The 13,079-nt window shown below is 69.6% G+C and carries 9 protein-coding genes; 2 read left to right on the top strand and 7 right to left on the bottom strand.

The features are described from left to right. Positions 1 to 212: 212 nt before the first annotated feature. The 4 genes from guaB to groES all read right to left on the bottom strand — a co-directional run bounded on the left by guaB (position 213) and on the right by groES (position 5,582). On the bottom strand, positions 213 to 1,703 hold the full coding sequence (gene guaB / locus PFX91_RS05785) for an IMP dehydrogenase (RefSeq protein ID WP_285729962.1): 1,491 nt from the start codon (positions 1,701 to 1,703) through the stop codon (positions 213 to 215). 991 nt (positions 1,704 to 2,694) lie between these two features. Beyond that, a complete protein-coding gene (locus PFX91_RS05780) occupies positions 2,695 to 3,276 on the bottom strand; it encodes a sigma-70 family RNA polymerase sigma factor (protein ID WP_285729961.1) in 582 nt (193 codons plus the stop codon). A gap of 274 nt (positions 3,277 to 3,550) precedes the next feature. Then, positions 3,551 to 5,155: a chaperonin GroEL gene (groL, locus tag PFX91_RS05775; RefSeq protein WP_285729959.1), complete on the bottom strand. Its 1,605-nt coding sequence runs from the start codon at positions 5,153 to 5,155 to the stop codon at positions 3,551 to 3,553. Between the two features lie 115 nt (positions 5,156 to 5,270). Further along, positions 5,271 to 5,582: a co-chaperone GroES gene (groES, locus tag PFX91_RS05770; protein ID WP_285729957.1), complete on the bottom strand. Its 312-nt coding sequence runs from the start codon at positions 5,580 to 5,582 to the stop codon at positions 5,271 to 5,273. Positions 5,583 to 5,873: 291 nt separating this feature from the next. Between groES and PFX91_RS05765 the strand changes: the two genes are divergently transcribed. Together PFX91_RS05765 and PFX91_RS05760 are read left to right on the top strand one after the other, a co-directional pair. After that, entirely contained in the window at positions 5,874 to 7,142 is a 1,269-nt protein-coding gene (locus tag PFX91_RS05765; protein WP_285729956.1) for a THUMP-like domain-containing protein, read from the top strand. Between the two features lie 545 nt (positions 7,143 to 7,687). After that, a complete protein-coding gene (locus PFX91_RS05760; protein WP_285729955.1) occupies positions 7,688 to 9,796 on the top strand; it encodes a hypothetical protein in 2,109 nt (702 codons plus the stop codon). Between the two features lie 199 nt (positions 9,797 to 9,995). Here the strand turns inward: PFX91_RS05760 and PFX91_RS05755 are convergent, their stop codons facing one another. The 3 genes from PFX91_RS05755 to PFX91_RS05745 all read right to left on the bottom strand — a co-directional run bounded on the left by PFX91_RS05755 (position 9,996) and on the right by PFX91_RS05745 (position 12,984). Further along, on the bottom strand, positions 9,996 to 10,964 hold the full coding sequence (locus PFX91_RS05755; RefSeq protein ID WP_285729953.1) for a zinc-binding dehydrogenase: 969 nt from the start codon (positions 10,962 to 10,964) through the stop codon (positions 9,996 to 9,998). Positions 10,965 to 11,085: 121 nt separating this feature from the next. Next, positions 11,086 to 11,553, bottom strand: coding sequence for a DUF6098 family protein (locus PFX91_RS05750; protein WP_285729952.1), 468 nt, complete (start codon positions 11,551 to 11,553; stop codon positions 11,086 to 11,088). Between the two features lie 240 nt (positions 11,554 to 11,793). Continuing rightward, positions 11,794 to 12,984, bottom strand: a complete 1,191-nt coding sequence (locus tag PFX91_RS05745) for a PQQ-binding-like beta-propeller repeat protein (RefSeq protein WP_285729951.1) — start codon at positions 12,982 to 12,984, stop codon at positions 11,794 to 11,796. Positions 12,985 to 13,079 lie beyond the last annotated feature (95 nt).

Here is a 13,079-nt window from a genome sequence, read left to right as displayed (position 1 = left end):
CCTCTGACGTGCGTCACCGGATGGTCTACCGGCGCGGTCCCTGCCGCCGAGAGTCTATCGGCCCGTCCGAGACCGCCGCCGGACCCGGACGGAGCGGGCGACGGCGCTCCCAGGCACGGCGCCACGGCGGCGTCGGCGGCCGGTCGTGGGGGACGTGGAAGAACGGCTCGGGCCGCCGGGGAGACCCCGACGGCCCGAGCGGGTTCCGATCGTCAGCGCACGTTGTAGTTGGGCGCCTCGACGGTCATCTTGACGTCGTGCGGGTGGCTCTCACGCAGTCCGGCGCTGGTGATGCGCATCAGTTGACCGCGCTCACGCAGCTCGTCCACCGTGCGGGTTCCGGCGTACCACATGGACTGGTGCAGGCCCCCCACGAGCTGGTGGGCGACCGCCTGGAGCGGGCCGCGGTAGGGCACCTGTCCCTCGATGCCCTCGGGGATCAGCTTGTCCTCGGAGGCCACCTGTGCCTGGGCGTAGCGGTCCTTGGAGAAGGAGCGTCCGCGCATGGCGCCGAGCGACCCCATGCCGCGGTAGGCCTTGAACTGCTTGCCGTTGATGAAGATCAGTTCGCCGGGGCTCTCCTCCACCCCGGCCAGGAGACTGCCGAGCATCACCGTGCTGGCGCCCGCGGCGATGGCCTTGGCGATCTCACCGGAGTACTGGAGTCCTCCGTCGGCGATGAGCGGGACGTCGGCCGGTCCACAGGCCCTGGCGGCCTCCAGGATCGCGGTGAGCTGCGGGGCGCCCACACCGGCCACGACGCGGGTGGTGCAGATCGAACCCGGCCCCACGCCGACCTTGACCGCGTCGGCCCCGGCGTCGATGAGCAGTTGCGCCCCGGCGCGGGTGGCGACGTTGCCCCCCACCACGTCCACGCGGGAGTTGGCCTTGAGCTTGGCGATCATGTCGGCGAGCCCGGAGGAGTGCCCGTGGGCGGTGTCCACGACGATGAAGTCGGCCCCGGCCTCCACGAGCAACTTGGCGCGCTCCTCGGCCTCGGCGCCCACGCCCACCGCGCCGCCGACGACGAGGCGGCCGTCGGCGTCCTTGGTGGCGTCGGGGAACTGCTCGCTCTTGATGAAGTCCTTGACGGTGATCAGGCCGCGCAGCCGATCATGCTCGTCCACCAGGGGCAGCTTCTCGACCTTGTGGCTGCGCAGGAGCTCGAAGGCCCGCTCACGGCTGACGCCGACGGGGGCGGTGACCAGGTTCTCCGTGGTCATGACGTCGCGGACCAGACGGCCGCGGTCGCTCTCGAAGCGCATGTCGCGGTTGGTGACGATGCCGACCAGGGTGCCGCCGGCGTCGGTGACGGGGACACCGGAGATCCGATAGTGGGCGCACAGGTTCTCGACGTCGGCGAGGGTGTCCTCGGGCCGACAGGTGACCGGGTCGGTGACCATGCCGGCCTCGGAGCGCTTGACCAGGTCCACCTGGCTGGCCTGTTCCTCCGGCGAGAGGTTGCGATGCAGGACGCCCGCGCCGCCCTGGCGGGCCATGGCCACGGCCATGCGCGCCTCGGTGACGGTGTCCATCGCCGCGGAGAGCAGGGGTATGTGCAGGCTGAGGTTACGGGAGAGGCGGGTGGTGGTGTTCACCTCACCGGGCTGGAGGTCGGAGTAGGCCGGTACGAGGAGCACGTCATCGTAGGTCAGTCCCGGCGGTAGCAGTTTGCCCTCGTAGTCGTTGTACTCCTGCTCCATGACACAACCTCCGCTTTTTCGGCACACCTGCGCGGCCTGGCCCCTGCGTGTCGTCCCATCCTAGGGCGCGGCCCCGGGCTCCCTCGGTGGAATGGACTGTTCGACCCGTCACCCTGAGGAAAAGTGATCAGCGTCACGGTTTGGGCCATGCCTTGGGTCGCGCCCCGGACGTGCCCACGGGACCCCGGGGAACCCCTCTCCCGAGCCCCCAGGGGACCTTTCTCCGAGACCCAGAGGGACCTTCCCCAGAGCCCAGAGGGACCTTTCTCCGTCCAACGGTGACGGGGTGCCCTGTTCTTCCCGGATCCAGACCCCACTCCGCCCACCCCGACCTGCCCCTTCCCCCGTGATCTTGCTCCCAGCGTCACTGGGAGCGCCCGGCAGTGACACCCCGAGCAAGATCACCGGGAATAAGGCACGCCTCTCCACCCAGGCGACACCGAGGAAGGCCATCCACCGTTCCCCCAACGGGCGCCAGGAAGAGCCGGAACGAACCAGTGGATCTTGCTCCCAGCGTCACCGGGAGCGCCCGGCAGTGACACCCCGAGCAAGATCACCGGGAATAAGGCACGCCTCTCCACCCAGGCGACACCGAGGAAGGCCATCCACCGTTCCCCCAACGGGCGCCAGGAAGAGCCAGGAAGAGCCGGAACGAACCAGTGGATCTTGCTCCCAGCGTCACCGGGAGCGCCCGGCAGTGACACCCCGAGCAAGATCACCGGGGTTTGAATCCCTTGCACCACACCAACACCGGTTCCGGACGCCCCTGACGGCTGACCGGAACCGGAATCCGTCCGGCCACTCAGCACCCCGGACACCCGACGGCCCCTCAGCACCCCGGACACCCGACGGACCCTCAGCACCCCGGACACCCGACGGCCACTCCCCTCAGCGTCGGGGGTACCCGATGGGGCCCAGCACGCGGCAGTAGTCCCGCACGCGCGGACGGTCGGGACAGCGGGGGTTTCCGGAGCGGGGACGCCCTCCGTGCTCAGGGGAGGAGGCGGTTCGCCACGGCCACCTGCCGAAGCCGAGCGATAGCTCGGTGCTGGGCGACCCGTACCGCTCCCGCCGACATCCCAAGAACATGTCCCGTCTCATCCGCCGTCAGTCCCGTGATCACCCTCATCACCAGCAGCTTGCGCTGTTGCTCGGGTAATTCGTTCAGAAGTTCTCTGGCGTGCTGGGCCTCGATGACCCGCACCGCCGCCTCCTCCGGCCCCGGAGCCTCGTCGGGCTGCTCGGGCAGCACGTCGGTCGGCACCACCTCGGCCCTGCCGGCCACCCGCAGGGTATCGGCCACCTTGTGGGCCGCGATCCCGAAGACGAAGGCCGCGAAGGGCCGTCCTCGGTCCTGGTAGCGCGGTATCGCCGAGAGCAGGGCGATGCACACCTCCTGGGCCACGTCGTCGGAGTAGTGGGCCAACCCCGAGACCCGGGCCAGACGCGCACGGCAGTACCTGACCACCATGGGTCGGACCTCGCGCAGCAGCGAGTCCATCGCCCCGTCGTCCCCGCGGACCGCGAGCGACCCCAGATGATTCAAGCCCGTTTCGCGCGCAGCGGGATCCACCTCACCCTGCGTTCCTGGCCGCTGCGCGGTAACGCCCCCCCGGGCACCTGCATCCGTCACGCTACGAATAATGCCCCCACCGCGAGACCTGACCACGCCGATCGGCAACTACGGAATGGTTACGTTTTGGGAAAATAGTCCAAAAACGCCCAGTGTGCCCCGAAGGAATGTGGGTCCCACATGGTAGGAGGCGGGACACGAACGCGTGTCCCGCCCCACGTCTGCGGCGGCCCGGCTCCGAGGCCGTGACCGCTCACCGACCATCGGTCACGTGTCAGTGGCTGTGACCGTGGCCGTCCTCCTCGTCCTCCTCGGGCTTGTCCGCCACCAGAGCCTCGGTGGTCAGCAACATGCCCGCGATGGAAGCGGCGTTCTGCACGGCGGAACGGGTGACCTTGACCGGGTCGAGGATGCCCTGGGCGGTCAGGTCGCCGTAGCTGTCGGTCGCGGCGTTGTAGCCGTGGCCGACCTCCATCTCCGCCACACGGTGGGTGACCACGTGGCCCTGGGCGCCGGCGTTCTCGGCGATCCAGCGAGCCGGCTCGACCAGGGCGCGGCGGACGATCGCCACACCGGTGGCCTCGTCACCGGTCAGACCGAGGTCGTCCAGGGCGGTGGAGACGTGCACCAGGGAGGCGCCGCCACCGGCGACGATGCCCTCCTCGATGGCCGCACGGGTCGCCGAGATGGCGTCCTCCAGGCGGTGCTTCTTCTCCTTGAGCTCGACCTCGGTGGCCGCGCCCACACGCAGGACGGACACACCGCCCGCGAGCTTGGCCAGGCGCTCCTGGAGCTTCTCCCGGTCCCAGTCGGAGTCGCTGGCCTCGATCTCCTTGCGGATCTGGTTGATGCGGTCCTCGACCTCGGACTGCTCACCGGCACCGTCCACGATGGTGGTGGTGTCCTTGGTGATGGTGATGCGGCGGGCGTTGCCCAGGGTGTCGACGTCGGCGTTCTCCAGGGTCAGGCCGACCTCCTCGGCGATGACCTGTCCACCGGTGAGGACCGCGATGTCCTGGAGCATGGCCTTGCGGCGCTCACCGAAGCCGGGCGCCTTGACCGCGGCGACGTTGAGGGTGCCGCGGATCTTGTTCAGCACCAGGGCGCCGAGAGCGTCGCCCTCGATGTCCTCGGCGATGATGAGCAGCGGCTTCTTGCTCTGGAGGACCTTCTCCAGCAGGGGGAGCAGTTCGTTGAGGTTGCTGATCTTGCCCTGGTTGATCAGGATCAGGGCGTCCTCCAGCACCGCCTCCTGGCGGTCGCCGTCGGTGACGAAGTAGGGCGAGATGTAACCCTTGTCGAACTGCATGCCCTCGGTGAAGTCCAGGTCCAGACCGAAGGTCGGAGCCTCCTCCACCGTGATGACGCCGTCCTTGCCGACCTTGTCGAACGCCTCGGCGATCATGTCGCCGATCTGCTCGTCCTGGGCGGAGTTGGTGGCGACGTAGGCGATGTCCGCGCGCTCCTCGACCGGGCGGGCGCGCTCCAGCAGGATCTCCGACACCTTGGCGGCGGCGGCGTCGATCCCCCTCTTCAACGCGATCGGCGAGGCGCCGGCGGCCACGCTGCGCAGTCCCTCGCGGACGAGGGCCTGGGCGAGGACCGTCGCGGTGGTGGTGCCGTCACCGGCGGCGTCGTTGGTCTTGGTGGCGACCTCCTTGACCAACTGGGCGCCCAGGTTCTCGTAGGGCTCGTCCAGCTCGATCTCACGGGCGACGGTCACACCGTCGTTGGTGATGGTCGGGGCACCGAACTTCTTGTCGATGACGACGTTGCGGCCGCGCGGGCCGAGCGTCACCTTGACGGCGTCGGCGAGGCGGTCGACGCCCCGCTCGAGAGCGCGGCGGGCCTCGTCCTCGAATTCCAGGATCTTCGGCATATGAGTGCTTCCTCCTCAGGATGGCCAAAAGCGGGCATCCCGCCCGCCCGGCGCTATGCCGACCGGTGCGGGATGCGAACAGCTTCGGACCCGGTCGTCCGGGCCCCGTCGAGTGCTACTTCTCGACGACCGCGAGAAGGTCGCGGGCGGAGAGCACCAGGTACTCCTCGCCGTCGTACTTGACCTCGGTGCCGCCGTACTTGCTGTAGAGGACGACGTCGCCGACCTTCACGTCCAGCGGGATACGGTTCTCGCCCTCGTCGTCCCAGCGGCCGGGACCCACGGCCAGGACCTCGCCCTCCTGGGGCTTCTCCTTGGCGGTGTCCGGGATGACCAGACCGGAAGCGGTGGTCTGCTCGGCGTCCAGAGGACGGACCACGACGCGGTCCTCCAGCGGCTTCAGCACGGTCTTGGTGGCGGTCGACACTGTGTGACCTCCCCCTTCAAGGTTTCGGTGTCCTGATCTTCGGTCCGCGCGGGCACACGGACCGGCTACGAAAAAGGGGCGACCACGGCGGCCTGTCGTCGCGGGTGCCAGACCGGCCTCGTCGCGATTAGCACTCTACCCCCGAGAGTGCCAGAATGGAAATGAGAACGTGATCCCCGGTCACCTGTCCCCACACGCCGCGAGCCGCACGAGTTCCGTGCCACGTCGAGCGTCCAGGAGCACCGGAGAGCGTCCGCCCGTAGATCCGTCTTCGACGCTTGGGGGGAACCCATGCGCGTGTCCGCGTTCGAGGCACTGCTCACCGACACGGGCCGGGAGGTACTGGCGGAGGTCGACCCGGAGGCCGCCGCACGCGACCCGCTCACGGCTGCCTCCCGGCTGCGTCAGGACCCGCGAGTGGCGGCCCTCGCCCTTGGTCTACCCGTATCCGAGCTGGTAAACGCGCTCATGACCCAGGTGGCGTTGCGCGAGCGCGGCCGAGCCAAGTTCGGCGACCTCGCCCGGCGGATGTTCTTCACCCCACAGGGTCTGGAGCAGGCCACCCGACGGGCCGTGGCCGGCCACCGCGCGGAGCGGATGGCCGGGTTCGCCTCCCGCTTGACGGGCGGCGCCTGCGCGGGTGACCTGTGCTGTGGGATCGGCGCGGACCTGCTGGCGTTGGCCGGGCGAGGCGTGGCCGTGGAGGGGGTGGACGCCGACCCTCTGACGGCGGCCGTGGCTCGCGCCAACATCGGAGCCCTCGGCCTGGACGGGCTGGCCCGTGTGCGCGAGGGCGACGTCACCGAGACCGCCCGAGGGCGTTTCCCCCTCCTGTTCTGCGATCCCGCCCGTCGGGGCGGACGCGGCAGGGTCTTCGACCCGACGGCCTACTCCCCTCCGTGGGACGCGGCCGTCGACCTGGCCCGGGGCGCGGAGGCGGCGTGTCTCAAGGCCGCGCCGGGCATCCCGCACGAAGCACTGCCCGAGGACGCCTCGGCCGAGTGGATCTCGGTGGACGGTGAACTGAAGGAGGCGACCCTGTGGTTCGGCGCGCTCGCCGACGGGTGTCGGCGGCGGGCGACGGTGCTGCACGAGCGTGAGGGACTGCTGGCCCGGGAGGGCGCGGAGGCGCACCTGGACGCCGACCCCGAGGCCGGTCCGGCGCCGGTGACCCCCGCCAGGCGCTACCTGTACGATCCCGACCCCGCCGTGGTGCGCTCACACCTGGTGGCGGAGGCGGCCGCACGGGTGGACGGCTCCCTGTTGGACGAGCGGATCGCCTACTTCACCGCGGACAAAGCGGAGATCTCGCCACTGTGGCGGGTGCTGGAGATCGTGGAGGTGATGCCGTTCTCCCTGAAGCGGCTGCGCGCGGCGATACGCGGGTTGAACGCGGGGACGGTGACGATCAAGAAGCGGGGATCGGCGGTGGACACCGAGAAGCTGCGCCGGGACCTGCGCGCCTCGGGAACGGAGGCGGTGACGGTCGTCCTCACCCGGATCGGCGAGCGGCCGTTCTCCCTGCTCTGTCGCGAGGTCGGCGCCCCGGCCTCGGCCTGAGCGGGACGACGGGTCGTCCCGCTCGTCTTCTCGGAGGGCGACCCGGTTCTTGGAGGGCGACCCGGCGGAGGCTTCCGTGAACCGCGACGACCCCGCCCCTCGGCGACACTCCCGGAACCGCACGGTGCCACCGGGAGCAGGGCCCACCGGTTCACCATGGGGGTGAGGGGCCCTGAGGGTCCTGCGGCGGGAAAAGCGGAAACGGGGCACACGGAACGCACCAGATCGTTACCTTCCGCGCGCGGATCTTCTTTGGACCCCTGGGGCGCCGAGGTTCTGTGTCGTTAGACTGGCCCCCGCTGAGTTCTTTCCCTTCTCATGGATTCACCCGGAAAGGCCATGACTGTTGATCCGCTCGGCGGTTCAGCCGGCATATCGGCCTTACCCTCTCGTATATACACACAGTCACACTATGGTTACGATGAGGTCGTACCGGTGCGGGAGCGCCGTCCACCCGGGGACCATCGAGAACCCGACCCGTCCGGAACCCACCGTCCGTTCCCCCGGACGGGTCCGGGAGCGCCAGAAAAATAAGGAGCACCTCGGTGGAACAGAATCACAACTTCCTCAACGGGGGAGGTCAGGCCGGGATCTCCGACCGGATGCGCGACCTGCTCTCCCAGGCCGCGCAGGAGCACGTCTCCGAGCAGAAGTCGCAGGGTGCCGTCAACGAGGAGATGCGCCAGCGCCTTGAGGGCATGGAGTGGCTGCTCCGCGAGCTGCGCGAGCGCGAGCTCACCGCCCTGACCGAGTCGGTCGCCACCGTCAACAGCCGTGTCGACGACTTCCTGGCCCGGCCCCCGGAGTGGGCCGAGACCCTCGCCGAGCACATCGAGATCGTCGGCCGGCAGGTCAAGCCCCTGTCGGACATCCCTTCCCTGCGCGCCGACACCCACCGCGTCGCCGGACACCTGGACACCGCGCTCACCCGTCTTCAGCGGATGGCCGAGACCGGCAACCGCACCTCCGACCAGGTCGGCGAGCTGACCGAGCGCCTCCACGGGCTGAGCGAGACCTTCGGTGAACGACTGGACGCCCTCGACGCCGCGATGACCGCCCTCACCTCCAGGACCGAGGCCCTGGAGTCGTCGCTGGCGGCCCTGTCCCAGACCTCCCAGAGCCGCCACGAGGACCTGACCACCAAGCTCTCCGAGGGGCAGGCCGAACTCACCGAGGCCGTCGCCCAGGGTCGCACGGAGATCTCCGAGGTCCTGGCCGCCGGTCGCACCGAACTCGCCGAGGCCATCGCCGCCGGCCGCGAGAGCCTGGCCACGGCCATTTCCGAGAGCCGCGAGGCGCTCACCGCCACCGGCACCCGACTGGGCGAGTCCGTCACCGCCAAGGTGGAGGAGTCCTCCGACGGCCTGCGCGCCTTCTTCGACGAACGCACCGTCGAACAGCACCAGGCCGTGTTGGACCGCATGCGGGAGAACACCGACGAGCTGGGCGAACGCACCTCGACCCTGGCCGCGGAACTGGGAGCCCTGGCCACCGCGTCCGGCGAACGCCACGAGGCCCTCTCCGCCAAGCTCACCGAGAGCGTCGGCCACCTCAGCACCCAGGCCGAGGAGAACAACGCCGAGGCCACCGCCGCGGTCGCCGACGTCACGAGCTCCCTGAGCAAACTGCGGGAGGACCACGAGTCCTCCCTCACCGAACTGCGCGCCCACCTGCGCCAGCGCCTGGCCGAGCTCAACGAGCAGATGGAGTTGGGCCGTACCGAGATCCGGGAGCACGCCGAGGCCACCTCCCTGGGTCTGCGTGAGGCGATGATCAAGCGCACCGACGCCCTGGACGCGCGGATCACCCAGGACGCCGAGCGCGTCACCGCCGGTTTCACCGAGCTGCGCACGTTCGTGCGGGACAACAGCGCCAAGCTCTCCACCGAGTCCGAGGAGCGCTCGCAGGCCCTGACCGAGGCGCTCACCGAGCAGGTGGAGACGCACCGCACGACGCTCAGCGCACAGGTGGAGGCCCACCGCACGGCGCTGGACGAGCGCCTGGAGCGCCACCGCGAGACGCTCACCAGCAAGATCGACAGCCACCTGGCGCAGATCACCGGCAAGGTGGACCACGAACTGGGCCGCCTCACCGACCGCTTCGACACCTTCGAGGGGCACTTCGAGGGCAGCTTCGAGAGCGTCGAGGGCAAGATCGACCGCATCGACGGCCGCATGGACGGCGTCAACGGCCGCCTGGACGGTCTCGACGGCCGGGTCAACGGGGTCGAGGGTCAGTTCGAGGGCGTCAGCGGGCACTTCGAGGGCGTGGACGGGCGCATGGAGGCCCTGGACGACCGCCTGGAGGCGCTCAACCAGCGGCTCGGTCAGCTTCCGCAGACCATGGAGGTCAGCGAGCTGCACCGCCGCCTGACCGAGCTGGTGGAGCGGCCCGACCACACCGGCAGGCTCGACGAGATCGACGAGCACGTGACCTCGGCGGTGACCCCGGTGCTGCGCGAGATCAAGCAGCGCCCGGACCGGCACGAGCTGGAGGAGACCGTCACCGAGGCGGTCGAGAACTCCCACGACGACATCACCAAGCGGTTCTCCTCCCTGGAAGAGACCGTCCTGGCCCTGGCCGAGGCGTTGCTGCGCCCCGGCAGGGACGGGAGAAAGAAGCGTCGCCGCGACGACGACGAGGACGACGAGTAACAGTCCGGGCGCGTCACCGACGTGACGCGCCCGGACGGTCCACAACCGACCCCCCTGCCGGGGCCGCTTTCGGTGTCGAGAACGGCCCTGGCAGGGGGTCCGCCCATAGTGGGAGTGGACGGACCGGCGGGCCGGAGGCCGTGAAGGGGGCGGGGACATCGCCGCGGTGTCCCCGCCCCCTTCGGCATGGGCGACCCGGTCAGACCATGAAGACGATCTTGCCGAACTGCTCGCCGTCGGCCATCGCCTGAAAACCCTCCTTGGCCCGGGACAGGGGCAGCACCCGGTCGATGTCGGGGCGCACCCCCGTGCGTACGCACATCTCGGCCAGTGCGGCCAGCTCCTGCCTGGTGCCCATGGTCGAGCCGAGGACCCGCAACTGGAGGAAGAACACCCGGTTCAGCTCGGCGGGGGGCGCCTCACCACTGGTGGCGCCGCAGGTGATGACGGCGCCGCCGGGCTTCAGGGAACGCAGGGAGTGTCCCCACGTGGCCTGGCCGACCGAGTCGAAGACCGCGTCCACCCTCTCGGGCAGGCGCTCGCCCGTGGGCAGCGCCTGGTGTGCGCCCAGCTCCAGGGCCCTGGCGCGCTTCTCCTCACTGCGGCTGGTGGCGTAGACCCGGTGCCCCACCTGCGAGGCGAGCCGGATGAGCGCCGCGGCCACCCCTCCCCCGGCCCCCTGCACCAGCACCGTGGACCCGGGCCGCAGGTCGGCCTTGCCGAAGAGCATGCTGTAGGCGGTCAGCCACGCGGTGGGCAGGCAGGCGGCCTCCTCGAAGGACAGCTCCGCCGGTTTGGGGATCAGGTTGGCGCGCGGTACGAGGACCTTCTCCGCGAAGGTGCCGTCGTGGACCTCCGAGAGCAACGAGCGGCGGGGATCGCGGGTTTCGTCGCCGCCCCCGGCGACCGGGTCCCCGATCACGCTGTGCACGATGACCTCGTTGCCGTCCTCGTCCACCCCGGCGGCGTCACAGCCCAGGATCATGGGCAGGCGCTTCTCGCTGAGCCCGACCCCGCGCAGGCTCCACAGGTCGTGGTGGTTGAGGGAGGCGGCCCTGACCTCGACCGTCGTCCACCCCTCCCGGGGCTTGGGGTCGGGGCGCTCGCCGGCCTCCAGTCCGGAGACGGGGTCCTCGGGTGAGATGCGTGCTGCGGTGATAGCGAACATACCCAGAAGCCAACCATGGTGACCGAACCCGGTTCCACCCCGGAGGGCGGGAAACGCCGGAACCCGGGAAACGCCGGCCCGGGAAACGCCGGCCCGGGAAACGCCGGAGCCCGACCGGAGCCTAGGCGTCCGTGGGGCCTCGCCCCGCGTCGAAGCGCCGCCGATACCTCTCCAGTGCCTCCTCCATGACCGTCTCGGAGAGGTAGGCCACCGGCCGCACCTGGTCCAGCAGCGGTTCGTGGTCGGGTCCGTGCGCGACGGTACGCCCCTGGAGCACCCATCCGCACCGCTCCGGGTCCTCCTCCACCAGGGAGGCGTACTGGCGGACCTGGCGGGCGAGCCAGTCCTCCAGCGGCCGGGTCCACCACTTCTCGGGGGTGAGGACGGTGACCGAGAGCCCCGGGAGTTCCAGGCCGCTCTCGTAGTCCTTGCTCACCGAACTGCTGTCCCGGCCGGGTCCATGGGAGTAGCGCAGGTAGAGGCGATCATGGTCACGGACGAGCCGCGCCAATTCGGCCAGGCCGGTCACCGTGGGCAGGTCCGTGGGCAGGTCCGTGCGCCCGTCGTCGTCTCCGGAGGTCGTGTCCATACGGGCCGACTACCCCGGCCGGTGGCGGGGATGCCTGCGCGGGGAGCGCCTGGGGGTGGGGGCGGCAGGTGGGGGGACGGAGGGCGGTAGGGGCGCGACGATCTTGCTCCCAGCGTCACTTTCCACGGCCCGCGGTGACGCTGGCGCCACTGTCGTCGCGCAGGGTCGGGGGGCACGCCTTCTCAGCCTCCGCATCGGGCAGGGGCACCGCTTGTGGCCAGTTCCTGTGCCCGGCCGACCTCAGTGCAACCCGATCACCCCACTGCGACCTTCGAAGTCGGTGTAGGAGAGCACGACCGCCCCGGGGACAGAGCGGGCGTTGCGGACCTTGATCAATGTCTCCTCGTCCCCCTCGAACATGACAGGAACCGCGTCGTCGAACCCCTGGAAGACAGCGATCGCGTTCGCTTCCTCTCCGCTGGTGACCTCCTCCGCGAACCGGATCACGCCGTCCTCCAGTCCGACGGCCAAAGGTTCTCCACGCCATGCGTTCACCAGGGACTCCGCCGTGCCGACTCCGTTGTCGGAGGAACCTGCACGAATCCCGCCTGAGCGATCCTGCTGCCGATAAGCACCTGTGCGTGTGTTCCACACACCCAACAGGGAACCGTCATCGCTCGTCCAAAGAACACGGCCTTCCTCGATCAGCGTGGTCTCCCCTGTCAGGGGATCGACCACCTGACCGGTCCCCTCATAGGGGTAGTAGGCGGTGACCAGGCCGCTCTCGTGGGTTGCCACTCCACGCTCCATGGAATCGGCTGGGAACATGCCGACCTGTTCCTCGGTACGCCACAGCTCCTCGCCCGTCGCCGCGTCGATCCCCACGAAACCCGAGACGAACTCCTGGCCCTCGGTCATCTTCACGGGGTCCTCACCATCCGGCTGTTCGTAGCAGGTGACAGCGGCGACCGCGACTTTCTCTACGGTGACGAGCCTGTCGATCGACCCGGTCTCTTCGCACTGGGCCAGATCGGAAACCGACCAGTCCCTCTGGTCGCTTCCCAGCCTGAAGGCGGTCAACCCGTCGCCGTCCACAGTGATCCAGTGCTCGGACGTGACATTCCTCAGCCCTCCCCTGACCCGCCCGGACGAGCTGTCCCCCTCCGTCAGGATGTAGTCCTGGATCGGTTTCCCCGTCTCGGTGTCCAGGACGACCATCCTCGGCGGTGTCGCCTCGTCGTTGGGGTCCAGAAGCTGAAGCGCGAAGTAGCGGCCTCCACCCGCCAAAGCACCGAAGGCCTCGCTTCCAGAAACTCGGAACTCCCACATCCGGCCGCCGTTCTCACCCGAGAGAGCCACCACCCCGTCTTCGAGGAGAGCGGCCACACCACCGGGGACGGGGAAGACCTCGACCCGAGAGGTCTCCTTCGGCGCTTCCCACTGCCACGCCACCTCGCTCACCTCGGTGCGGTACTCCAGATCCTTTATCACCTCCTGGCTTCCCCTCTCCTCCCATGAACAGGCAGAAAGAAGGAAGGCGAGCAGGACGATTATGGGCCTCTGAGTCCTCACATAGATCTTTCTGG

The organism is Nocardiopsis sp. ATB16-24 (assembly GCF_030271535.1).
Classification (GTDB): Bacteria; Actinomycetota; Actinomycetes; order Streptosporangiales; family Streptosporangiaceae; genus Nocardiopsis.
The sequence above is the reverse complement of the archived record's forward strand: the minus strand, read 5'-3'. Positions and strand labels throughout refer to the sequence as shown.

Bases quoted from the DNA above. Each gene is read 5' to 3' on its own strand.
- guaB (WP_285729962.1), bottom strand. From the start codon at position 1,703: ATGGAGCAGGAGTACAACGACTACGAGGGCAAACTGCTACCGCCGGGA.
- groL (WP_285729959.1), bottom strand. From the start codon at position 5,155: ATGCCGAAGATCCTGGAATTCGAGGACGAGGCCCGCCGCGCTCTCGAG.
- PFX91_RS05765 (WP_285729956.1), top strand. From the start codon at position 5,874: ATGCGCGTGTCCGCGTTCGAGGCACTGCTCACCGACACGGGCCGGGAG.
- PFX91_RS05755 (WP_285729953.1), bottom strand. From the start codon at position 10,964: ATGTTCGCTATCACCGCAGCACGCATCTCACCCGAGGACCCCGTCTCC.
- PFX91_RS05750 (WP_285729952.1), bottom strand. From the start codon at position 11,553: ATGGACACGACCTCCGGAGACGACGACGGGCGCACGGACCTGCCCACG.